Origin of the sequence: Bacteroides sp. BFG-606 (genome assembly GCF_024788145.1) — a bacterium.
Classification (GTDB): Bacteria; Bacteroidota; Bacteroidia; order Bacteroidales; family Bacteroidaceae; genus Bacteroides; species Bacteroides vicugnae.
This window is the reverse complement of record NZ_JANUIL010000001.1, coordinates 3462116-3485878: the sequence shown is the minus strand read 5'-3', so window position 1 is coordinate 3485878 and position 23763 is coordinate 3462116. Positions and strand designations below refer to the sequence as shown.

The 23763-nt window shown below is 47.8% G+C and carries 25 protein-coding genes and 5 pseudogenes; 8 read left to right on the top strand and 22 right to left on the bottom strand.

Translation table 11 applies throughout. From position 1 onward, the window contains the following. Window positions 1-3: 3 nt before the first annotated feature. Window positions 4-936, bottom strand: coding sequence for a glycerophosphodiester phosphodiesterase family protein (locus NXV01_RS12845; protein ID WP_009040000.1), 933 nt, complete (start codon window positions 934-936; stop codon window positions 4-6). Window positions 937-1796: 860 nt separating this feature from the next. Here NXV01_RS12845 and NXV01_RS12840 point away from each other — a divergent pair. The 6 genes from NXV01_RS12840 to NXV01_RS12815 all read left to right on the top strand — a co-directional run bounded on the left by NXV01_RS12840 (window position 1797) and on the right by NXV01_RS12815 (window position 6940). Then, complete coding sequence (locus NXV01_RS12840; protein WP_151879358.1) at window positions 1797-2090, top strand: hypothetical protein; 294 nt, start codon at window positions 1797-1799, stop codon at window positions 2088-2090. 31 nt (window positions 2091-2121) lie between these two features. Next, entirely contained in the window at window positions 2122-3135 is a 1014-nt protein-coding gene (locus NXV01_RS12835; protein ID WP_138291562.1) for a fusion protein, read from the top strand. Window positions 3136-3199: 64 nt separating this feature from the next. After that, window positions 3200-3790 carry a hypothetical protein gene (locus tag NXV01_RS12830; RefSeq protein ID WP_016268078.1) on the top strand — a complete coding sequence of 197 codons (591 nt, stop codon included), beginning with the start codon at window positions 3200-3202 and terminating at the stop codon, window positions 3788-3790. A 26-nt stretch (window positions 3791-3816) separates the two neighbouring features. Continuing rightward, window positions 3817-5751, top strand: a complete 1935-nt coding sequence (locus NXV01_RS12825) for a ParB/RepB/Spo0J family partition protein (RefSeq protein ID WP_151879359.1) — start codon at window positions 3817-3819, stop codon at window positions 5749-5751. A gap of 128 nt (window positions 5752-5879) precedes the next feature. Beyond that, window positions 5880-6119, top strand: a complete 240-nt coding sequence (locus NXV01_RS12820) for a hypothetical protein (RefSeq protein ID WP_016268080.1) — start codon at window positions 5880-5882, stop codon at window positions 6117-6119. A gap of 359 nt (window positions 6120-6478) precedes the next feature. Next, on the top strand, window positions 6479-6940 hold the full coding sequence (locus NXV01_RS12815) for a hypothetical protein (protein ID WP_151879360.1): 462 nt from the start codon (window positions 6479-6481) through the stop codon (window positions 6938-6940). A 21-nt stretch (window positions 6941-6961) separates the two neighbouring features. Here the strand turns inward: NXV01_RS12815 and NXV01_RS12810 are convergent, their stop codons facing one another. The 21 genes and pseudogenes from NXV01_RS12810 to NXV01_RS12710 form a co-directional block, all read right to left on the bottom strand. Then, complete coding sequence (locus NXV01_RS12810; protein ID WP_151879361.1) at window positions 6962-7873, bottom strand: M48 family metalloprotease; 912 nt, start codon at window positions 7871-7873, stop codon at window positions 6962-6964. A gap of 156 nt (window positions 7874-8029) precedes the next feature. Next, window positions 8030-8491 carry a TraQ conjugal transfer family protein gene (locus tag NXV01_RS12805; protein WP_151879362.1) on the bottom strand — a complete coding sequence of 154 codons (462 nt, stop codon included), beginning with the start codon at window positions 8489-8491 and terminating at the stop codon, window positions 8030-8032. Between the two features lie 25 nt (window positions 8492-8516). Continuing rightward, window positions 8517-9107 carry a conjugal transfer protein TraO gene (locus NXV01_RS12800; protein WP_151879363.1) on the bottom strand — a complete coding sequence of 197 codons (591 nt, stop codon included), beginning with the start codon at window positions 9105-9107 and terminating at the stop codon, window positions 8517-8519. 16 nt (window positions 9108-9123) lie between these two features. After that, the gene (gene traN / locus NXV01_RS12795; RefSeq protein ID WP_016268085.1) at window positions 9124-10023 is read right to left on the bottom strand and encodes a conjugative transposon protein TraN; all 900 of its coding nucleotides are present in this window, start codon (window positions 10021-10023) and stop codon (window positions 9124-9126) included. A gap of 4 nt (window positions 10024-10027) precedes the next feature. Continuing rightward, a complete protein-coding gene (gene traM / locus NXV01_RS12790; protein ID WP_009860238.1) occupies window positions 10028-10432 on the bottom strand; it encodes a conjugative transposon protein TraM in 405 nt (134 codons plus the stop codon). A 12-nt stretch (window positions 10433-10444) separates the two neighbouring features. Further along, window positions 10445-11296: a conjugative transposon protein TraM gene (locus tag NXV01_RS12785; protein ID WP_192938725.1), complete on the bottom strand. Its 852-nt coding sequence runs from the start codon at window positions 11294-11296 to the stop codon at window positions 10445-10447. Then, the gene (locus NXV01_RS12780) at window positions 11280-11570 is read right to left on the bottom strand and encodes a hypothetical protein (RefSeq protein WP_151879364.1); all 291 of its coding nucleotides are present in this window, start codon (window positions 11568-11570) and stop codon (window positions 11280-11282) included. Before NXV01_RS12780 ends, NXV01_RS12785 begins: the two co-directional genes overlap by 17 nt. Then, a pseudogene (gene traK, locus NXV01_RS12775) lies at window positions 11560-12183 on the bottom strand (conjugative transposon protein TraK). The gene NXV01_RS12780 and the pseudogene traK overlap by 11 nt, the downstream one beginning before the upstream one ends. 30 nt (window positions 12184-12213) lie before the next feature. Further along, entirely contained in the window at window positions 12214-13227 is a 1014-nt protein-coding gene (traJ, locus tag NXV01_RS12770; protein ID WP_151879365.1) for a conjugative transposon protein TraJ, read from the bottom strand. Between the two features lie 29 nt (window positions 13228-13256). Then, window positions 13257-13886, bottom strand: a pseudogene (locus tag NXV01_RS12765) (DUF4141 domain-containing protein). Between the two features lie 4 nt (window positions 13887-13890). Beyond that, window positions 13891-14166: a hypothetical protein gene (locus NXV01_RS12760; RefSeq protein ID WP_151879366.1), complete on the bottom strand. Its 276-nt coding sequence runs from the start codon at window positions 14164-14166 to the stop codon at window positions 13891-13893. Further along, window positions 14167-14298: a hypothetical protein gene (locus NXV01_RS12755; RefSeq protein WP_008020351.1), complete on the bottom strand. Its 132-nt coding sequence runs from the start codon at window positions 14296-14298 to the stop codon at window positions 14167-14169. It abuts the gene before it with no gap. Between the two features lie 22 nt (window positions 14299-14320). After that, window positions 14321-16825: pseudogene (locus tag NXV01_RS12750) on the bottom strand (TraG family conjugative transposon ATPase). Between the two features lie 3 nt (window positions 16826-16828). After that, window positions 16829-17149 (bottom strand): annotated as a pseudogene (locus tag NXV01_RS12745) (DUF4133 domain-containing protein). A gap of 23 nt (window positions 17150-17172) precedes the next feature. Then, window positions 17173-17472: a DUF4134 domain-containing protein gene (locus NXV01_RS12740; protein WP_009860229.1), complete on the bottom strand. Its 300-nt coding sequence runs from the start codon at window positions 17470-17472 to the stop codon at window positions 17173-17175. A 265-nt stretch (window positions 17473-17737) separates the two neighbouring features. Continuing rightward, window positions 17738-18166, bottom strand: coding sequence for a hypothetical protein (locus tag NXV01_RS12735; RefSeq protein WP_004315588.1), 429 nt, complete (start codon window positions 18164-18166; stop codon window positions 17738-17740). Between the two features lie 21 nt (window positions 18167-18187). Then, window positions 18188-18514: a hypothetical protein gene (locus NXV01_RS12730; protein ID WP_004315589.1), complete on the bottom strand. Its 327-nt coding sequence runs from the start codon at window positions 18512-18514 to the stop codon at window positions 18188-18190. A gap of 456 nt (window positions 18515-18970) precedes the next feature. Beyond that, entirely contained in the window at window positions 18971-19909 is a 939-nt protein-coding gene (locus tag NXV01_RS12725) for a hypothetical protein (protein ID WP_151879367.1), read from the bottom strand. 3 nt (window positions 19910-19912) lie between these two features. Then, entirely contained in the window at window positions 19913-20407 is a 495-nt protein-coding gene (locus NXV01_RS12720; protein ID WP_151879368.1) for a DUF3408 domain-containing protein, read from the bottom strand. Between the two features lie 2 nt (window positions 20408-20409). Continuing rightward, a complete protein-coding gene (locus NXV01_RS12715) occupies window positions 20410-20820 on the bottom strand; it encodes a ParA family protein (protein WP_009860224.1) in 411 nt (136 codons plus the stop codon). Between the two features lie 63 nt (window positions 20821-20883). Beyond that, window positions 20884-21078, bottom strand: coding sequence for a hypothetical protein (locus NXV01_RS12710; protein ID WP_004315593.1), 195 nt, complete (start codon window positions 21076-21078; stop codon window positions 20884-20886). 896 nt (window positions 21079-21974) lie between these two features. Here NXV01_RS12710 and mobA point away from each other — a divergent pair. Next, window positions 21975-22409 (top strand): annotated as a pseudogene (gene mobA / locus NXV01_RS12705) (conjugal transfer protein MobA). Between the two features lie 148 nt (window positions 22410-22557). Continuing rightward, the gene (gene mobB / locus NXV01_RS12700; protein ID WP_151879381.1) at window positions 22558-23733 is read left to right on the top strand and encodes a conjugal transfer protein MobB; all 1176 of its coding nucleotides are present in this window, start codon (window positions 22558-22560) and stop codon (window positions 23731-23733) included. Window positions 23734-23763: the final 30 nt, after the last annotated feature.

Sequence of the window (23763 nt, the reverse complement as noted above, 5' to 3'; positions counted from 1 at the left end):
TAATTATTCTTTCCCTTTATTCTCTGGATATCCCAGCCACCGCATCACGCTATCCGGCTGGTTGGTAATGATGGCATCCACCCCCAACGTCTTCAACCGTTCCGTCTCCGGCTTGTCGTCCACCGTCCACGGAGCCAGTTCCATCCCTTTGGCACGGACCTTCCCGGCAATCTCCTCCGTCAGCATATCGCTCTCCGGGCTATACACTTGCGGTACAAAGTCCAACCGCGCCATCAGTTCCTCAAAGGTAGCGTTCTTATCCTCCACCAGATAGGACAAACGGACATCCGGATATTTCTGGTGCAGATAGTTCAATGTACGCACATCAAAGCATTGCACCAGCAACCGATCACCCAGCTTCTTGCTCAACAGCGCTTTCATGCACAAGTTCGCAAACGTCCGGTAATCCGGCGAATAAATCCCGTCCTTTGACGGATCGGACTTTATCTCGATATTGTAGCTCACCGGAGCGATACCATTACTCTTGGTCAAAAGTTCCACCGCGTCAATCAAATCCGTAACCAGCGGTACGCAGCATTTCACATTCTTCCGTCGCGGATATGCAGGATTCGGAAGACTGCCCACATCATACCGTCGCAAACTGTCATACGTCATTGCGTATATCTTATAATCCTTATCCTCCCCAGCCGGAATCGGTTCCCCTTCCGGTGTCAATGCCTTAACATGGTTCAGGTAGGCATCGTGCGACACCACCACCATACTGTCCTTCGTCACGTGCAAGTCAAGCTCCATCACCGACACACCGATTGCCGCAGCATGCGTCATTGCTAGTATCGTATTCTCCGGATAAAGAGCCGCACCGCCCCTATGCGCATGCACAACGGGCAGCTTCTCCTTCACGGGTGCCTGGCATCCGCCAAGCACTGTTCCTGCCGCCAGTAGCAGGCAGACAGACAGCCATAATCTACTTTTCATAATTTTGTGTCTCTGATTATTAATATGACAAATGTAGTGAACGGATATTACGATGTCACTACAAACAGGAAAAATACGGGCTAAATTAACCGCTTTATTACAAGAGACGGACATAAACACATAAATTCCTTATCGTGAAGAAGATAAAACATTTCCTTTATGGCAGCTCATTTGTTATGTTGCTGTAACATTACCCGTCGTGAGCTGTTAATGAATGATAAATACATCACCCGACCGCCAAGCGGTTTGGTGTTTTTCAGTCCTCACCTGCTACATTTGTTCCGGCTTAATTGTAATAGATATATATTGCTTGTTCGTGAGAACGAATGCATGTATTTTTTAGAGTTTAACGGCTGGTTGTACAAAACTTCTATAAATTCAATAGGTATAGATATAAAATCAGCAAATCCGTGAGGACGTATTATTTGAAGACACACAACTGAAGAAGTGCGCTATCCCCAAAAGATAGAGGTACTTTTTTTATGGTTATAAATATCCGGCTCTTTTTCCCCGATATAGAATCCGATTATAATCATATAAATAATCCAGTCGGCACAGCCTTCCGAATCTTACTGTATTTCAGTTCTCTTTTTCCCATATATAGCCATTTCCTCATTTTTATCACCCTGTCAGTAACTTCACCTTGCGTGGTTCAGGGTGCGAAGCTACGTCCGGGTCCCCTAAAAATCTGCAAGCCCGCTTCGCGCCTTACGGGTTTTGGCGAAAATTTTTCAATCCGTCCAGCCGGGCGGTTGAAAAATTCTCACCAAAAGCCTTGCATATTTTCTCCCCGTCCGTATCTGCCCCCTGAAACGAGCAAGGTGAAGCCACCGACAAGGCATAAAAAAAAAGTCAATGTTATGAAAAAGAGAACTGAAATACAACAAGATTTGAAACGAGGCTTCGGCTCCGCTCCAACCGGCATAAAATTTTGGATGAAGTGGTCGTTGGTCGGCTTCGTGGTGTACGTGGCGGTGCGTTTCGTGTGTGCCTTTGTCGGTGGTGTGGCGGCCTTTTGGAGCGGTTGGTTGCCCATGTTGGCAGTTTTGGCGGTGGTGGTTTTCCTCATCCGTTCCGTGTGGCGCATCCTTTCCGCTCTCCTTTCCCTTTGCGTGCTCGCTCTTTTCATCCTTGTTCTTTGCGTGATACTCTGAAACGAAATATTAATCATTAAAACAACTCATTATGAACAAAGTACATTTATTGGGAGCTAACAGAAGTTACGACAGAGACGTTCAGACCGTTTCAGTCAATCAAGTGGTAGTATTGGAAGGCTACAGCTATGACAGCTATGTTGTGTATGAAGTAACCCGTGACAAGTGGGGAATAACCTATCATCTTGTCAATTTGGAAACACACGAGTTTCACACTTCCGACCTTATCCGGCCATTATCGGAGAAATTCGGAATAGGCATCTATTACGATGATGCGAACCCCAAGTTTTTGGATCCGTTGGAAACAGCCGCTTTACTAACCCAAGCGAAAGAGAAGAAAGCCGAAGCGGAACGGAAAGCGGAGGAAGCAAGTGAAGAATACGAGCGTATCGCAAAAATCGGTGCGGAACGTTTGCGCCTCCTTGTCCCGACGGATGCAAAGGCGGTCATTATCGGCACATTAAGGGTGAACGAATGCGACAGTTATACGGACTATTACGACTATAGTATAGCAAGAACCGTCATTTTAGGCTTTTCCAAACATACACGCAACCTCTTTTCAGAAATGCGCAAGCATGCCGCCAATTTTGAGGAAACGGCCTATTTGGCAGAATATAACGCAGATTACGAACACCGTGAAAATTACAGCATGGGGGACGGCATGTATTTGGGCAGGAACAAGTACAGCGGTTGGACGATTGAGAAAGAGCCTATCTGTGACCTTGAAAAGTTCATAGAACGGTATGCGCACACCGCAGGGGATGAAGCCAACCTTTGCATGAAAGCACCGCAGAGGGAAAACGAAGCACAACAGCCGACAGCAACCGCAGCCCCTTCAACCCTCAGTCTTGAAATCGTGGAATACAGCGAAAAGGCGATTGCCGTATTCGGTGACACCAAGCCGATAAAGGACGTTCTGAAAGACTTGAACGGTTTGTTCCGTGCAAACCTCACTTATAAGGGCGAAAGGCGTGCAGGGTGGATATATTCCAAGAAGCAGGAGCTGAAAGTAAGGGAAGCACTCGCCACGTGCATCCGTGTATGACAGCATGAACGGCAGGGCGGAGCAATCCGCCCACCTATCAATGAACCCATAAAAAAGTAACGACATGAGAACAGAAACAAGAACATACACCCTCTATCGGATAACCGAGTTATCCGAGGAAGCCAAAGAGAAAGCACACACCGAATGGTTGTGTAACCGATATTTTTACGGTTGGACGCACGAGAACCGTCAAACCCTTGATGCCTTTTGCGAACGCTTCGGTATCGTGTGCCGTAATTGGAGATATGATGCATGCAATTACAGCTATGACTACCGCAGTAAGCAGGAAGACTGCATAGACGGGTTAAGCGGTTGGCGGTTGATGGCCTATCTGATAAACCACCATTGGAACGACCTATACACGCCAAAATATTTTTGGAAAGGGACGAAAGGACGAAAAAGCAGGATATTTGTAGATATTTGTTGTCCCCTTACGGGCTATTATATAGATAACGATATTCTTGATCCGATTTATAAGTTCTTGAAATCCCCCACCGGGAATGTCACGTTTGACAACCTTATGAACGAATGTCTCGACAGCTTTTTCCGTGCTTGTCGGGATGATATGGAGAGCACCCAGACTTTGGAATACTTCACGGAAGAAAGCAACGCCAACGGTTGGGAATACCTTTCAGACGGAAAACTATTCAATTAATTATCAATATTTAAAAACTTATCATTATGAAAACGAACAAGAAAGTACAGAAGAACAGCGTGCAGAAATCAGAGAAAGAAAATGCAGTAAAAGTAACCGCTTTGGCAATCATCCCGAAGCCGATAATGTTACTCACACCGCAGGACGTGCCCACGGCTACCGAAGTGACGGCCTCCCTCGGAACGGCAGCCGTTCCCAACGTTACGGAAGAAACACCGCAGCAGGTCACGTTCAAGACACCGCTTGCAACGGCCACAGCCGAAACAGACCTTGACATCACCACCGTACAACCAAGCACGGACAACCACCGCAAGACATTCAATGACGCATCATTGCAGGAACTTGCGGAAAGCATTCGGGAAGTGGGCGTTTTGCAAGCCATTGCGGTACGCCCGCACACGGGAGGCGGTTATGAAATCATATACGGAGAACGCCGTTATCGTGCCTCACTGCTTGCAGGAGCAAAGACGATAAAGGCAACTATCTATAATAATATAACAGATGATGAAGCGGAAGATATGTCACTGAGTGAAAATTTACAACGTGAGCAGGTACGCCCCACCGAAGAAGCGAAAGCATTCAAACGCTTGCTTGAAAAGGGACGGTATGATATTTATTCTTTGGCAGGACGTTTCGGACGGAGCGAGAAGTATATCTATACCCGATTGAAACTGAACGAACTCTATGCGCCTATCGGTGAACTGTTAGACAATGAAACAATCACTATCAGCGTAGCCGAAGAGATAAGCACCTATGAACCCAATATCCAAAAGGACGTATATGAGAACCACCTCAAGACAGGCAACAAGGACGATTGGAGCGGTTACACACTCAATCTGTTCAAGAAATATTTTGAGAAATACTACACAACCGACCTTAAGCAATACAAGTTCGACAAGACGGAATGCAAGGCATGCGTACACAACGCAGCCAATTACAACCTCTTTGCCGAGCATAACGGATGCGGACACTGCACAAACCGCAAATGTCTGGAAACCAAGAATGCCGCCCATGTGGCAAAAGAGACGGAGAAACTTTTGAAATCCGATCCGAAGTTGGTTGTCGCACGCCCCTACTACGGAAGCCGTAACGATATGGCACTACAAAAATTGGACAAGAAAGGGCATGAAATCAAGGAACTTGACTACAACGTATCGGCAAGGGAATTTCCAAAAGCCCCCGAAGCACCGAAGAAAGAGCAGTTCACCCAAGCGAAAGAGTACGAACAAGCGGTAGAGACTTTTGAGCGCAGAAACGAGGAATATGCCCGAAAGGTGGAGGAACTTGACCGCATGAAGGAGGAAGGCAGGATAAAGACCTATGTGAAGGTAGGGCAGACGGAACCCGAACTCTGCTACGTGGAGATAAACAGGAAGGAAACCGCCCCCGTCACTATCGGGACATTGCAGGAGAGGGACAAGCGTTTCAGACAGCTTTCTATTGAAAAGACCGTTGCCGACACGAAAAAGATTGTCCGGGAGAACGACTATCCCGAAAGCCCGTTCACGCAGTACGAAGACGGTATGGTTTATTTCGCCATGCTTGCCCAACTTCAAAGGAGACATTTTCCACTTTTCGGCATCAAAGACCAGCCTTTCGCATTGGACGAGAAACAGCGGATGAAAATCGTAGCCAAGCTGACGGACGCACAAAAGACCCTCATCAAACGGGACTTCATCAGTCATTTCCTTTGTGAAAACGGCCACGGAGACAACAACGCATCCAAGCTGTTAAGGGACTTCGCAAACATGCACTTTCCCGACCAGTACGGACTTGCCAAAGCCACCCACGAGGAAGAATATCAGAAACGGCATGAACGTTTGGAAGAAAGGATAAAGGAAATGAAGAAAGCGGAAAAGAAAGCAGCCAAAGAAGCGGAAAAACAGCAGACGGCAGAAAAGACGGAGAAGAAAGTCACCGCCCCGAAAACGGAGAAACCCGAAAGCGGAAAAGCCGCCTGAAGCCGAACAGAAAGCATGTGCCGGAGACAACATCCGGCACATCTTTTTCACCGCCCCCCAGAGAACAGAGGGCAGGGCCGGACGACCCCACCCACACCGCCACCGTAAAACCTTTAAAATACCGATATATGAAGTATATAAGAACAGCCCCGAATGTGGAATATTCCACCGACAGGGATTTTTTTCTTGAGAATCAGATTGTCTGCATTGTAAGCAGGGAGGGCACGAAGTTTTGCAGTCTGATAGAGAACCGTTTGTTCATGCGTTCCGACAGCCGTCATATCAGCAAGCGGATGCAGATGCATATCATGTGTGAAATCCACGAGGACATCCGCCGCCTTCGCTATGGTGGCGAGCCGGTGGAATGACCTGCCACACCCCACACCTGAATACTTCTTCTTAAAAAAGTCGGGCAATCCCTATGCGGTTGCCCGGCTTTTTTCTATTTTTGCAGGGTTGAACCAAAAAGAAAGTTATAAGATTAAAGATTTTGAATGATAACATATTAGAATAGCTTTTAGCTGTTTGTTCTTACTCTCGAAACGACCAAATTCAATGCAGGAGAATAAACGGGCAGAGCCCTTGTCATACACTAATGGCACGGTCTTAACTCGTTTCCTGCATGGGTGCTTGGTCGTACCGGAGAGTAGAACCTGTTAAGTTCCGTGCTTTTTTTGGTACATAACAGGAAGTTACGGACAAGGTATTACTCAAAAATCATAGGAAGATGTACAACAAGAACGTTGCCATTACCGGCAGTACCATTGAAAAGACAACCAAATACGACCAATTCAGGGAAGATAAAATCCGTATGGAACTCTACCGGATTATCCTTTCACTTTATAATGAAGGTTATCGCACATTCACCTGCAATCCGCATTCCTATATCGGATTATTAGGTGCGGATACGATAGTCATGCTGAGTGAAGCGGGCAAATGCCCGGAGATAATCCTTTCAGTAGCCATACCGGAAACCGCTTTTCCGGCAGATACCGACAAGGTGTATTGTGCCTTGTATGACGACCTGATAAAGCAGGCGGACAATAAAAAAATACTTCCGGAAAAAGAGTTTTTTGGCAATGCGCTTGTCGGTGGTCATATCATCTGTTATTACGATGACTTTTCCACAGAAATGCAGCAGATATACGCATCCGGTACTCCCTATACCAATATCTGTAAAATGATATAGGCACACATTCTTTACCGCAGGTTACAGCAGTTTCTCCAGCCGTACAATCCGTTTTTCGGTGGACGGGTGCGTACTCATGATATATTCGGTGAAAGTCGGACGCTCACCGTAAACGTCTTCCGTCCTTTTCAACCGGCGGAGGAAAGAAAGCAATCCTTCGCCGCAACCATATTTCACCGCATAGGCATCACAACGGTACTCGGCATATTTATTGATATTCACGTCAGTTATCCGGCTGATACCGTATATAATCCGGTGAAGCAGTTTGTAAACGGCCCACCATAACTTCGCTATGAGTTCACCCACAAGGCCCAAAGCCGGAACCAATGCAAACACCATGCTGCCAATTATCCCGAATATCAGAGCCGGAATAAGAAATATACCATAAAGGCAGCGGTAACCGAACGACTCCATCGAGAATAAAAGCACCTGATAGACGAAGTCGTAATGGGAGATATGCCCCACTTCATGGCTGATGATGCCCTTCAGCTCCTCATCCGAAGCTGCGGCGAGTACTCCGCCCGTCAGTCCTATCGTATTGAAACCGAATGCGGCGGCATTTACCCGTGCGTCATTGTTACGATAAAGTTTCAGCTTCCGGTTCATACCCATTTCTGAAAGCAACCGTTCCACCCTCATGCGATCGGAACTGTTCAAAGGACGGTATCCTTCTTTTCTGCGTAGCACCCACACATTTAGCGGAGAAATGGAATAAAGGATGAATAACAGCAAAAGATAATACGGTAACGTATTGACTAAATACGGAATCACCCCCTCATCAAACAGCCCCGGTATATATGCCGGCCATATATGGCGCAAGATTGAAAGTAGCAATGCGTAAAACACCGTAATAAAGACAAAATTCACTATCGTGACATAAGCCAGCAGCAACAGCTTGCTGATAATACGGAATATTCTGAGTGTTGTTTTCATGCGTATATGATTGAACTATTAACTTCCGGCTAAATATAAAAACAAATTTTGTGCAATCCGGAACAATTACTTATTCATTTGTTTTCATTAAGCAAATTTCATAAAACAAAGACGATAGGTTTCCCCACCGTCTTTCTTGATAGATAATGGTAGCAGTTATTCCTTTGCCGTAGTGCTTTCTAAATCGAACGTCACCGTCATTTCTCTTTCCCTGCCAAAATTATCCCGGACAAAGAATTTCAGTTCCGAACGTCTGGCGCTTGTCGAACGGTAAAAGAGGGTGAATACCTGCTTCACCGGATTTTCCGTATCCAGTCCCGGCACCTCTGTCAGCGGCCTCACTTCCCGGTTCACAAGTTTTATGCCTTCACTGTCCGTCACCTCTCCCTTGCCTTCCATCTGAATGTAACCTATTTCATACTCCGCCTTTTCATAGTCCCCTTCACGGGCAAGATAAAAGCGTATCTCCACCGTTTCACCCGTTGCAATCTGCTTTTGCAGATACCATGACGAGAGGCTGAAATCATAATCCTGCCGGATGTCTATCCCGTCGTTACAAGAACTGAAGGCCAGCGCCGCAAGCAGTGCGCCTATACATTTATATAATACGTTTTTCATTTTTTGTTTCTCCTTTCTCTTTTTATTAGTTAATAATAAGGCGAACGCCCAATCCTATCTGGGTATGGAAGTTACCCGCATCCGTTCCGAACAGCGCCCTTTCCTTCACCTGCATCAGCAGGATAATCCGGTCTGTCAGCCAGACATCGAAAGCCGCCGTCAGGCCGCCGCCATAAATAAAGCAGTCACCGTTTGTCACTGCCGCTCCGTCAGGAAGCAGGGAGGTTCCCCAGTTGACTGTCTCGAAGCCGCCCAAAACGGAAAGTCCGATACGGAAACAGACGTTCCGGCCCTTGTCCGACAATACGGGAATAAAGTAACCGAGTTCCCCCGTGAACTGCGCTTTGGGTATTGCCTTATTTTCGTAGGTGTACTCCTTTATCTGATAATCCAGACCATACAGCCAGTAGGTACGGTTACGGTTGGAATGTGTAAAGGCCAGCGAGGTGAAGTAGTGGCGTTCGCCGCCACTCTTCCATGAAAGGAAATGATTCACCCCGCCCGATGTGAACTGTATGCCTGTCTGTCCCGGCAGGTCACGCTGCGCGTGTGCTTCGCCCGTAAAGAGCGACAACACGGCAACTGTCAGTATGAATAGTATTCTTTGCATATACATTATATTATATAGGTTATTATTTCAGATGCAGTTCACTGATTGGTTTTGCCGCCACAAGGTCTGTGTTCTCTATGCGAAACGACTGGTGACGGGCACCGCCCTTTTCGTAAACCTCCACCACGAGCAGCTTGTCATCCGGCAAGGTAAGTTTTGGCAGCACGAATATGTTACGTACCGTGGCTTTTCCGTCCACCGTTGTCAGACGATTGTATGTCCTTACCGGTTCTATGAAGTTCTCCTGCATGGCCGTGCGCTTGGCCACCTTCTTGTCGATAATTTTGAAACGGATATAGTCAATGTCGAACGATATATCCGAACTGTTGCGCAGGGAAGTATGCAGGTACAGCAGATCATTGTTGATATAAAGCCCTTTGAGCAGTGTCTGTATGCCGTACTTCTTGCAACCGACATGCCTGATGTCCCTTTTGTTCTTCTTATACAGCGTGTACATGATACGGTTCACCACCAGCGGTGTCTCCCCGCCGAGTTCTTTCAGCTTCACGAACATGCGGTCGCCCGCAATCCCGCCTTCGGGATTGTCCCGTAGCCAGTCTTCCATCTCAATGGAAAGCCAGGCCGGTTCGTCCTTATAAACCACATTAAAAGAATAGAAACAACCGTCGGCAGTGATGACGGAGAAGTTCGTTTCCCCTTCAAAACCTTTCACCGCCGCCTTGATGCGTACTACATTTTCCGCTCCCGTGGCCTTGTCCGCTATGATGTCGAACGAACCCAAATCCACATATTTCACTTCGGAAGGGAAAAGGATATGTACGGTTTTCTGAAAAGTCACCTCAATCTTATGCGGTGAGATAATCTGGTTGGTGGGGAAAATCTTTGTTTCCACCGGTTCCTGCGCCTTTACCGACAATACGGTTAAAAGCATGACTAATGATAAAATAATTCTTGTCTTCATCTGATTACTGCTTTTTGGATATTAATAAAAGTTGATAATTTGCCTTTACAGCCACCTTCACCTCACGCATCTTTGTGGCCAGATATTGTGATCCGCCGCTAAGCACGCCCCTTGTCACGTCCATGACGAGTTGTTGCGAGGCACTGCGTGCGAACGAGATGCTTGTTCCGAAACTGCCCCCGATATTGGCGGCGGCTTCCTTCATGGCGGTACGTTCTGCAGTATTCGGAACGAAAAGCCCGGCCTGCCCGTCCATATCGTAAGCCGTTAGTTCCACCGGCAGGATATTGCCGCCACTCTCTATGGAGTTTACTGTGACTGCCATCCGTTGCCCTTCGATACGCACCGTACCATATAGCGGAGTATTGGCAGGTACAAGCACACCGCCCACTTGCAGCGGTTCCAGCAACCGGAACTTCAGTCATGCTCCGGTGGTCACTGTCTGGTCTTCAGCCACGCAGGCACGTATCGTATTGGCTCCGGCAAGCTGTCCGCCGCCCACGGCAGTGGCAAAACCGTAATTGCGGGGTATCGTGTCGGGTACCGGAGGTACGGCCAGTGACGAAACCACATTCTCCGTGGCACGTCCGGCGGCTATGGCCGCAGGATTGCCGGAGGAACCGCCCGTAACGCCCGCAGGCTGTATGTTTTTCACCTGTCCGCCCGTCTGTCCGGGGAAATAGCGTGCCGCCATCTCATACGACTTTTCCATCAGTTCCAGCGGGTCTTGTCCTTTCCGTTCACGTTCCAGCTTTTCGTTAAGATCCTTTACCTGCCGTTCCAGTTCGTCCACCCTAGGACTCTCCTTCGGTTCCTGATAGAACGAGGTGATCTGCCTTGAAATCTGCCGCTGTTTTTCTCTGGACTCCCGGATAGCATCCGCTTTCGATGCATCTTCTTCCGGTTTCAGCCTGTCCGTTGTGTCCGGTGTCAGATAGCCACCTGCCATGTCCTGCAAGGTTCTCACTTTTTCTTGCCTGCGTTTCTTCATCTCTTCCAGTTCGTAAGCCTTCTGTTTGTCGGCCATTGTCTCCGGTGCGATAGCGTCGGGTATCGTTGTATTGATCCCCGCCATTCCTTCCACCGTTTCGGGTGCGTCCGGTTTGAAGATAAACCAGATGAACCCGGCACAAAGCAGGGAGAGGAATGTCACCACGCCATAGAATTTCAGCTTGTCGGCAACCTTGCGGTTTAACTTCTTCCCTTTTTCGGATGCGGGTTCCGCTTTCTGCGTTTCTTTATTCTTTTCTTCTTTCTTATCGGATTGTGTCATGGGATACATTGTTTTTTAATGGTTGGATACTGTCCGTTTGGGGAAGTGCAATCCTTTGGAGATGCTGTACCTCAATCGGAAATTTGTCTGTCCCGCAGAAACCGTCCACGATGTAGGCAAGGTCGATGGCGGCGAAGAGTCCGAGCAGGTAAAGGATGATAATCCTTTGCTGCCGGTAGCTCAGCCGCTGCCATCGTCTGCGGAGTTTTGCTGTATGCCGGTCTTTCTCCGTTCTGAACGAGTGGAAGACCTTTTTTATACCGTTATCTTTCATACTGTCCGATGTCCCTGTTTTCGATGATGGTAAAACTCTCTATCAGAAAGCCCTGCGGATTGTTGTCGCTCCGGGTTACATTCCTCAGACGGCAGGTAGTGACAAGCGACCTTTCGGTAACGCTGCTCGAACGGATGATGTGCTGCCGGCTATAGGTCTTCATCTCATATGGATAACTGTCGAAGTTCCCCTGTATGCTGTCCACCGTCAGGGTCTGCGAGATGTTTCCCGCGATCATCCGGTTGAAGTAGCCTTTCTCCTGCAAGTTCCGGTAGTAACCGATGGCGCTTTCATCCGAAAGGTAAAGGGCACGCTGCACATTGCTTTCAATGGCGCTCTTATCCGGTGACAGGGTGAAAAACAGTTCATGGAAACGTCTGATATGTTCCCTCGCTTCCACGGGACGGTTCTGCTGCACGTCCTGCGAAAGTGCCAGCATCAGCGACTTTCCGCTGTCCAGTACATAGATTTTCTGCCGCTGCGCCTCGGCAAACTCGTATGCCTTTCAGGTGGCGAAGACCGTTACCAGTGCGCATACTCCCAGGAATACCATTCCGAACAGCCGTAGCTGCCGGAATGATGTCTCGATGTTTTTTAATGATTTGAACTCCATGTCTTTTTTCTGTTTTTTAAAGTGATATGTTTAGAACATTTTCTTGATGCGTCCGGCTACCGATCCGCCGACTGCGCCGCTGACTGCCGCCGCACCGTTCCCGGCCATTTTCCCGGCACCGTTAGCCTTCTGTCCGTAAGCTCCCGCACCGCCTGCCTGGATAATCCACGAGGACACCGTGGGAACGCAGAAATAACCGATGATACCTATAATCATGAATATACAATACACACTGCCCGATGCGTCCGGTATAAATGTCGGGTCCTGCATCTGTTTGATGTCCTGCTGCAACATCAGAACCTGTATGCGTGAGAGGATAGCCCCGAACAGGTCGCCCACGGGTAGCCATAAGTAAATACAGATATAGCGTGACAACCATATGGTGAGCGTACTCTGGAACCCGTCATAGACGGCCAGTGCAAAAGAGATAGGCCCCAGTATGGAAAGGACAATCAGAAAGAAAGTCCTCAGCGTGTCTATCAGCAGCGAGGCTGCCTGAAAGAACAGTTCCAACAGTTCGCGGAACCATTGCCTCACCTTTTCCCCCATGTCATACACCGCCTTCTGCCCGTACATGTTTATCATCGTGTCCATGTCCCCCAGCGACCAGCCAAGCTCGTCTATCTTCTTGTCAAATTCCTCATCACTCACAAGGAAAGCCTTTGCCGGGTCACGGAGCATCGCTTCCCGTTCCAGTTCGTCCTTCTCTTCCTGATACTTCTTCATGTCGAAAGTCTGCTGTTCCACCAGTGAGGAAGTGGCACTGCATACGGGGGAAAGAATCCCGTTGATTGTCCCCAGCACCATAGTAGGAAAGAACATGATGCAAAGGCCCAGCACAAATGGTCTGAAAAGTGGGAACACATCTATCTCTTCCGCCCTTGAAAGGGACTGCCATACCCGGTAGGCCACGTAGAACAGGGCACCGATACCGGCCACTCCCTTTGCCACACTGGCCATATCCTCGCACAGCGGCATCATTTCATCGTAAAGCGAACGCAGCAACTCATGCAGGTTCGTCCAGTCTATTGATAGTAATACCATAATCTATCTGTTTTTTTAAGGATGAATGATTACCAGTAACGCTGTTCATGTGTCCCGTACAAGGCGAGTACCCGTCGGGAATCCCCCTTCTTCTTGCTGCGCAGGTACGATATGCCGATATTCTTGCGAGTATAGTACCATGTCAGGTTCTTGTATTCCAGCACTTCGCCGTATATCCGGTTGATGATGTCCAGCCGTTCCTTGTCGGTCATCGAGAGTCCGGTAGCCGTGGTCACTTCCTTCAAGTCCAGCAGCAGGTTACTGCTTTCTTCAAGCAACCGGTTATACCCGAAAGCAATGGCCGAGAGTTCTTCCACGGTAAAATTCGGGTCGCCCATCATCGTATTGAAATTAGTCACGTAAATATCGCTGATGTCACCTACCAGAAGGATAGTCTGTTGTACCTTGCGTGCCCCTTTTACGAGATCGTGTACGGATTTCAAAGCATCGTAGTAGGCCTTTCCCTGCTGGTAAATCTTTACAGTCTCCTGAAAGTTACTTCACATGTTCTGTGCCGTTGTGGAAGTCTGTACAATTTCATTGGCCGAGTTTACAATGCCTTGAGCAAGGTTCGTAGGGTCTATCACTGCCCATTGTGCTTTGCTTGTCACCGAAAGGGACAGCATTGCCATGAATAAAATTATCATTCTCTTTTTCATGCGTCTATCTCCTTTCTTTGGTAAGTAAATACCGGCTGTCGTCATCACGGGCAAACAGCCCGTAACAACCGAACAGCAATACCTCGCTTCCGCTGAAATACTCGATACATCCGGCATCCTTGTTCCCGTGCAGGAAAAGGTCGTCCCCTTTACGGAGCGGGATATTGATTTCGGTATAACTCATTTCTCCGGCGAATAGCGTGGCTTTATAACCCTTGAATCCGTCCGTCACGTGGTTGGATTTACGGATTGTCAGCGTGGAGCCGCCTTCCTTGTTCATTCAGTGACCGCAGATGCGGTCGTGTTCCAGTTCCTTCTTCATTTCCCCGATCAGGTTCAGCAGATCCAGATTGGTCAGGGTCGCATCTCCGAGTGCTTCCCTGCATTGGCTTAATAAATCTTTCTTACTCATTGTCTTCTATAGATTAATATGGTTACTTGTTTTCCTGCCGCTTGCTTTCGGCAAGTTGTTTGATAGCCAGCTCGATGTTTCCGCCCAGCTTTTCCGTAAGGCGGATAAGTTCCAGTTTCTCAGTCTCTTCGGTGGTGTAGCAAAGGTACTCTTCAGCCGAAACTTCTGTCGCATATACCGCACTTTGCGTACCGCCAAGCCCAATCCAGACCTCTTTATAAAGGCGGTTCGCTGCATTGGCAAGATTGATAGAAAGTATCTGGCTGCGTTCCTTGTCCGTCAGGCCGAGCAGGTTCTGTATCTGGTCGAATTTGTTCTGATACTTCCGCTGGTCAAGCAATATTTTGCAGTCGCTGTTGTTGATAATCGTCTCTTTCACAACGGGGGAAGAGATTATATCATCCACTTCCTGCGTCACTACAACCGCCTCTCCGTAAAACTTTCTGACTGTTTTAAAAAGATAACGGATGTAGTTTGCCATACCTTCCTTGGCGATTGCCTTTCATGCTTCCTCAATCAGTATCATCTTGCGGATACCTTGTAAACGCCTCATTTTATTGATAAACGTCTCCATGATAATGATGGTGACAACCGGAAAGAGGATTGGATTATCCTTCACAACATCCAACTCAAATACAATAAACCGTTTGTTCAGTAAATCCAGTTCCTTGTCCGAGTTCAGCAGATACCCGTATTCACCGTTCTTATAATAAGGTTCCAGCACGTTCAGAAAACCGTCCACATCAAAGTCCTTCTCCCGCACATTCTTGTCTGCCAGCACCTTCCGGTAGTCTTTCCTTACAAAATCATAGAACGAGTTGAAATTCGGCTTTATCTTCCGGTTCTTCTTTATCTTCTCGATATACAGGCTGACTGCGTTCGAGAGCGCCACCTCTTCCGAACGTCGGGGCGGTTCATCCTCCCTTTTCCAAAGGGTGAGTATCAGTGTCTTGATGCTGTCCCGCTTCTCGATGTCATACCGGTAATCCTCGGTGAAAAACGGATTGAAAGAAATCGGGTCATTTTCCTTGTATGTAAAATAAATCCCGTCATCCCCTCCGGTCTTCTGATGTATCAGGTCACAGAGTCCCTTGTACGAATTTCCGGTGTCCACCAGCAGGATATGCGTCCCTTGTTCCCAGTACTGCCTCACGAGATGATTGGTAAAGAAACTTTTCCCGCTGCCGCTGGGGCCGAGTATGAATTTGTTTCTGTTGGTCACTACCCCTTTTTTCATGGGCAAATCCGATATGTCGAGGAAGACGGGCTTTCCCGTCAGCCTGTCCACCATGCGGATGCCGAAGGGAGAGAGCGAGTTCCGGTAACAGGTTTCAGCCGTGAAGAAACAGAGCGCCTGCCCGGTAAACGTGTAGAACGTCTCTTCGGCCGGAAAGTCCGCTTCATTTCCCGGTATGCCCGCCCAATAGAGAGCCGGAAGGTCGGTCGTGTTATGGTGCGGAGTACATTCCATCAATGCCAGTGCGCTTCCCACATCGTTCTTCACCCGCCGGAGTTCGTCCCCGTTTTCCGCCCATGCGATGATGTTACAATGGCAGCGCACGGATTGCAGTCCGTTGCTATGCGCCTCATTCAGGTATTCATCCAGCCACTCCTTGTTGATCTGGTTGCTGCGGCTGTACCGGGAAAGCGACTGCATGTTCTTCGCCATCTTCTCGAAACGGGAAAGGTTTTCGTTACTGTCGTCTATGAATATCCACTGGTTGTAGATATGGTCGCAGGGCAGCATCACGCCCACGGGGGCGGCATAGCTCAAACGGCAGTCCGAGCGGTCTGTCGAGAGGCGTTCGTACCGCCCGTCCGTTTTAACTTTACCCGGAAGGTCATCGAGGTCGGAAAGTGTATGCAGGCAGAGCCGCTTGTCACCGATACGCATTTCGTCCGGATTCAATTGCATGTCCTGCAACATGCTCGTTCCGTCTGCCGAGAGCGTAAGGTACCGTTCGATAATACCCGGTTCGTTCTCCGTTCCCGTAATCTCTTCCGTGGTCAGCCGTTCCAGCCTGACAAGCCCGCTGTCATTGACGATACTTTCAAACTGTCCCACCGCTTCCATGAATCGCTCCACCGTTTCCTTGTCCCTGATTTCCTTCGGCACCAGAAAACCACGGCAGAGCGTGTTCCAGTTGCTTTGTTGCCGGGAACGCTCTTTGGTGGTCTTGGTGAGAAACAGGTAGCAGGTGTGGTGCAGGTAGGGACGTTCGTTGAAGTGGCGTTCAAAACTGCGGGAGAGAAAGCTGAGTTCGTCCCGGCGGATGTCCGGCTCGTATTTCTCCGTGATGAAAATATCCTGTTTGTGCAGGATTGAATAGTTCGGCAACACCTTGATTGCCTTCGCTCATGTGGCGTGCATCGCCTCATATTCTGCGGATGATACCGAAAACACTTCCGGCAGTGTGACCCGGAAAGCGACCGTGATGTCGGCGTCCTTGCTGACGATGCAGCCGTGTTCCACCGCCATGATGGGAAACTTGCTTTCCAGTGTGGATGCTTTTAATATACTTCTCATAATTTACGATTGTTGTTTGTTGATCAGACGTGTGATACGTTTTCGTGAGAGGATTCTCCGGGGATGCTGCCGGGCCGCGAACAGCTTCATCAGCCCGTGGCTGCCGTATTTACGGTTCAGCGTAAAGGTCAGCCATACTAGTACCGTAGCCGCCGATACCCCGAAACCGATGCAGATTCACTGTCCGACGCCCGCCATATACATGATGACGAACATCACAAATACGGCAAGCAGGCCGGCGGCGAAAATAAACAGGTATTGTGCCCGAAGCCCCTTGAACTCAACTTCACGGCCCACCCCTTTATTTATTTCAAAATCAGCCATAAGTTATTGTCTTTTTTATGTTTTTAGAGGAAGAACGACCTCAGAATGGTGGCGGCGACTATCAGAAAGATACAGGCTCCGAACCACGAACTGGCAGTTTTACTCGTGTCGGGGTCGCCCGAACTGAACTTCTGATATACCTTGATTCCACCGACGAGGCCGATTACAGCACCGATTGCATAAATCAGTTTTGTGCCGGGATCAAAATATCCGGTCACGAGTTGTGTCGCTTCGGTGATACCTGCCTGCCCGTTTCCTTGTGCCATTGCCGCACTTGCCGCCGCAACAGCGGCCAGCATCATAATCAATCTTTTCTTTTTCATTTATCTCCGTGATTTTTAGGTGATTAAAAAAAGCCACGGACTGCCCCCTTTCACTATCCCCATAGGCAACCCGCAGCCGCTTATGGTTTATTGATTCAGGGGGTAAGTTCCGGCCGGAAATCAGCCGGAGTCATAATATGCCATTTGCATTGTTACATGATTTGGTGGTGAAACATTCTTGTTAATTCTCTCTTGAAAGCGGGATGCGAATCATCCCGAATCGTAATAGCCGTTTGTTCTCATTGTCTTTACTGTCTTTATCGGTTTATTTCAGATATTCCCCACATTTGAATCCCTTGCGGGGTGTATAGTCTTCAAAGGAAGAGGATTTGAACAGCCACATCCGGTTCGCCCATCGGGCAAGGTCACGCTCGTAACGGGTAGGTGTCCGTTCATTTCCATAATCCCGAAAAGGAATTACAAAGGGAGTGATTCCCAATTCCCTAAGTACGTTCAACCGGAACAAGTCCTGCTCAACAGTCGAATTGAATCCTATCAGTACGTAGCAGGTTATCTTGTAGGGTTTCACGTATTTTACCATCTCTTTCAGGCGTTCTGTCAAATCAAGCTGCGGCAAGTCCCACGCAATATGGATATTCTGCTTCATCTTCAGCCTGTTCAGATGCCAGGCCTGTTCCTCGTCCATAATCCTCACGTCCACACCGTGCAGTTTCACGGGTTGCCCTTTTTTCATCAGATAATCTATCGCCGACCTTCACTGCGGGTTGGCAAAGAAATTATTGTCCAGCACCTCAATCCATTTCCCTTTCGGGTTCAGTTCCACCGGCTCTACGGCCTGAATGTATCCTTCCTTCTCACGGACGAGGCAGAAAGGGCATTTGCGGATGCAGCCTCTTGAAAAGAACTGGAGCGAAAAAGGGTATTCGGGGTAAATGGAATAGTCCATCATCCGGCTGTTTTCCACAGCTTCGGGAAGCCTGCCCGGAATATCATATCCGGTTCCGCCCTTTATCACTTCCCTTGCATCCAGTAGCCGGTAATCATAGTCAGGTGTGAAGGTGAACACCTTGCTTGCCAGCACCTTGTCATAACGCCTCGCCGGTTCCGCTCATTCTACTTGACAACCTTTTGCCTTGTTGTAAGCCGAAAGGCGCATCAATGCAAAATTGGGGAAGTTATGTCCGTCCACATCTACCAGTCCTATATTCATACGGATAAAATTTAATGGTGAATAGTTCTTGTTACCTTACCGGGTGAATGCCATGAACGGCCTGTCATCCCGAATCATAATAGCCTTTTGTCATTGCCGCTGTCGTTTTATGGATGAGTTAATGGAATGATTGTCTCTCTGGGAATTAATACGTTTCCCGTCATAAAGAGGAAACCGTCGTTTGTCAACTTGAATCGAAATACGTCATAAACATGGATGATACGTTTTGTTGTTGGTTTTCTACCGAATCTCTCTCCTTACAGTGATACGGGCTGTCAACCCGTATCAAAATAACCTCTTGTCATTGTTACCTCCTTTTTTAATTGGTTAGTCACTGTCCGGAGCAGCCTCACTCATTTGTTCGGCTTCATCCAGAAATTTGCTGATACGGCTGTCGCTGCCATTGATACTTTCCAGTATCGAGCGTTCAATCTGCGTATCCTTGATATGATGGATCGCCCTTAAAAGGGACAATCGTTTGTCTGTCGGAATATCCTTGCCATTGCAGAGGTCGATAATCAGGTCAATCTCTTCCGGCCCGATACCGGATATACCGCCCGGATAATCTTCACGGGCACAGTTCAAATCTTCCAGTTCCTCGTTCAGTTCGTCGGTATCCACGTCGTCACCGTTTTCAATCTGTCCCTTATTATCCTTAAGCCTGCCGGAACTGTCGGCCTCAGAAGCCCGCCACTCTTCCACACGCTTGTCCCGGAACAAATCCGGGATGCGCTCAGGCGGCACTTGTGCAACCTTTGGTGGTGTCGTTTCCCCGTTTCTGCCAGCAAAAGTAGAGGCATTTTCCTTACCTGCAATAGCCCCGGAACCGATGGCGTCTATTGGCGGCTGTTGGCGTGTACCATAGCTTTTTGTAACGACAAGGCTGTCCGTTTCAGGCCGTTTTTGAAGCGGATTTTCCATGTTCTTGCCTTTTGTCTTTTCCTTAACTTCATCCTTTTTTTTGCCCTTCATTTCCACTTTTACAGTTGGGTGGTTCCTTTCCTCAGCTTCCGGCACTGCCACTGCCGGAACTTCTTTCTTTTCCGTTTTTCCTTTCGTACGCCTGCGTCCTTTCTTCGGTTCTTCTTTTGTCGGATCGAACCATCCGGCAATGCTCCGCAGACCTTTTGCCATCCGGCGGCGCATCTTCCCGAAACATATCTCGCCGAGTCCGCCCCTGAACAGGAACTTGTCCATGAACAGATAAGCAAACAGCAGCCAGAACAGAACTATTCCGGCTTCATAGTAACCTGATTGTATATCCATAACCTAAAATATTTTGTTATAACTCTTTTGGAGATAAGTCTTCACCTCATCCGCATGTTTTTCGAAATGCTCTTTCAATACATTATCTATATAGTTGCCTACCGTCAACTGCCGTTTACCGGCAATCCCTACAATAACGGATATTTTCTGGTGAAGTTCCTTGTCTATATATACCCCCTGTCTGCCTTCGCATTTATAAGGTGTGAGGAACTTACGGATAAAGTCGGCCAATGCGGTGCGAACCGTTTTCGGTGACGGTTTATCCGTAACCAATTCCGAACAGCCGATATCATCCGCACCGGAAATATCCCTTACTGTTCCATTCACATTGTTATCCGCTTTTCCTTTTTCATCGGATAAAGCGGTTGCTCTATTTCCGCCACTCTCTCCGGTAATGGAAGGGGCCGGAGATGAAGGAGGCTCCGAAGGCCCCCCTGCCATCAGACTACGCAGATACGCTTCGTCCACCAGATTCTGTCCGCCTGTTTTCTTTGCCATGACTATTCGTTTTTAAGTATTCCCATGATTTCATCCATGAACATATCAAAGCCGCACTCTCTGGTGAAGGCCGCATCGGGAGCGAACAGCGTACTCCGGTAAACGGGGCCGCCCGTAGAAGACAAGTCTTTAGTGAAGTTACTGCGCACGGGAATACGTGTTTGGAGGCAGTCCAGCCCTAACAGGGAGAACCCCTGCTGGTAGATGTTATACAATGTAGTGCGTTCTCTTCGATCCACCATGTTCCAGAACAGACACAGCCTTTTCAGAGAAGACAAGCCGGTCTTTATCAGGCGGTCATTAATGGTAGTAGCAAAGTTCAGCGTACTTTCCAGCACGAGACGGTCTGCCTTTATCGGTACGAACAGATAATCGAGCGCACTGATTGCGGCGATAACCCCGTCGCTACCCATAGTTCCGGGCAGGTCAAACAGCACCACGTCATAATGCGTATCCGTTTTGTCTTCAAATGCACTTCAGTCCGCCATGCAGTCTGCCGGGTTACTGCCGATAACCGGATAAGCCCTCTTGTCCAGCCGTTCCGACTGTTCAACAAGCAGACTCTGATAAACGGGAACAGTCTTTACCACTTCCATATCCCGTTTTTTCTGTTTGATGATTGAGTGCTGCGGATAGTCACAATCCACCACAGCTACATTCAGTCCTTTCACATAATGTAGTCACGATGCCGCATAAATGGTGAATGTTGATTTACCCACGCCCCCTTTCTGGGTAGCGAACGAAACGAATAATGTTTTCTTTCTCTTTTCCATTGTTACCTAATTTAAGTGAATAATTTGATTTATTGATAGTTTAGCGGATAGACGCCTATCCACTTATCCGTTCATTCATTTCATTATCAGTTTAGCTTTATAGCTATATAGCTACTTAGCTATGAAGCTATTTGTCTATTTAGCTACATACTTACATAGCTATCCAATTATATAGCTATTTATCTATTCAGCCATGTAGCCACATAGCTATCCAGTTGTTTATCTAAGTATTTAGCTAATAGTCTATTTACTTCTCCATTTATCCGAATATCCACTTGCTTGTCTATACATCTTTATATATCTATAGACATATAAGCGGATAGATAACTTTATGAACGCTTATCTGAAAACTTATTTAATCAAATGACTATCCAGACAAAAAGCTATTCGGATAGAAAACCGTCCGCATAGTTATCTTGATAACCATCTTTTTATCTATCCGGATAAGTGGCTAAATAACTATCCGGCTACAAATAAACCTCAAAAAGAGCATCCGTAATGTACCTGTGGTTTCAAAGTCATTTGTTGGCGGCTGTTGGCGTGATGCTTGATAATGACCATAACGAAAAAACTATCTACCTTTGTCGCCGGGAGAGCGCAGCCCGTTCTCGATAGAGAACGTAAAACACCCCTTCAGACCTTTAATCCGGCCCAGCCGGATTTTAATATGCGTCAGCATATAGCGAGGTGTACTTTCAGCGGTTGAAAATATTTCTACCCGCTGAAAGTCTCGCCCGAAAGGTGTTTCGGGGGCAAAGGTTCTCCCAAGTCGAACCTTTTAAAATTTTCATGTTATGAAAGATGAAACAAGAATCCGTAGCGCCGCAGGGCGCAAGGTGCTGGCAGACCCGCGCACGCATCGCTATTACCTTTGTCTCAATGACGAGGAAGACGAAAAGTTTATCTCCATGTTCGAGCAGTCCGGCATGAAGAATAAGGCTGAATTTATCTTCGCCCGCATCTTCGGTTGAGAGTTCAAGGTAGTGAAGATTGATAAGGAAGCACAGGAGTATTACGCCCAGCTCACCGCTTTCTATCAGCAGTTCCGAAGAATAGGAAACAACTACAATCAGTGTGTAAAGACTATTCACACTATTTATGGGGAGAAGAAATCACTTGCATTTCTCTACAAACTTGCCGAAGAAACCCGTAAACTGGAGGAAGTATGCAGGCAGGTTATCGAACTGACAAAACGGTACGAAAAGGAGTATCTTACTAAAAAGAAATAACGTCATGGTGCCGAATATCACATCGGGCAGTTCGTTCTACGGAGTGATTGCCTATAATAAAATAAAGGTGGACGACGGTACGGCAATGGTATTATGACACCCAAAAATTGCGGCGGACACATCCGGTAATGTGCCGATTGAAAACTGCGTGCAGGCTTTCGAGCCTTATATTGCACTTAATTCACACGTCAAGAAACCGGTCATCCATATCTCCCTAAACCCATCCCCAAAAGACATTCTTTCGGAAGAACAGATGACCGTACTGGCGCAGGAGTTTATGAAAAAGTTCGGTTACGGGAACCAGCCTTATATAGTCTGGCTGCACGAAGACATCGACCGCAAACACATGCACATCGTTTCGGTACGCATCAACGAGAAAGGAGAAAAGATAGACCACAACCGGGAGGCCATCCGGGCACAGAACATCTGTCGGGAAATGGAAGTGAAGTATGGGCTTCATCCCACACTCGGAGAACATGGCGAGCGAGAACTGGTAAGTCTGCAAAAAGTGGACTATCCGAAAGGTGACGTGAAAACGCAGGTAAAACATACCGCCCGTACTCTGTTGGAATGTTACAACTGCCACTCGCTTGCGGAGTTTAATACCCTTCTGAATTTGTATAACGTAACCGTTTATGAAGTCAGGGGGAATGTGGACGGAAATGAATACCACGGTATCATGTACGGAGCTTTGGATGATAACGGACAGCAGGTGGGAACACCTTTCAAATCCAGTAAGTTCGGCAAGGTATTCGGTTATGAAGCACTGCAAAAGAAGTTTGCCGCTTCCGCTGAAAAGATGAAGAAGGGCAACCTCTCAGAAAGAACAAGGCAGGAAATCACCAAAGCCATGCAGGACATCGGCACGAAAGAAGATTTTGCCCGTAGACTGAAAGAGGCGGATATAGAAGTGGTTTACCGTATCAATTCGGAAGGACGTCTGTATGGTACCACTTTTATAGACCATATCGGCCGGACTGTATTCAACGGTTCACGCCTGGGTAAAGCCTTTTCTGCCAATGTGTTCAATGAATTGTTCAACAACCCGGATGCAGACCGTGAACAGTTGATACCGCCACCGGAACACAAAACATCCCGGCGGGATAGAGATACGGAACGGGAAGAAAGACAAGAGAGGGAGGAACGGCAGGAACAACAGCACCGCCGGCAGCAGGAAACTTCCGGTAGCCTGATTGACACATCCGCACTCGGAGCCGTTGATATTTTCTCCGTACTTATGGAAGATGACCATACTCACGAGTACATCGATCCGGCTTTCCGTTATGGACGAAAGAAGAAGAAAAAGCGGAGACGCAGGTTATAATATAATAAGGTATAGAACAAGAAGTTTAAT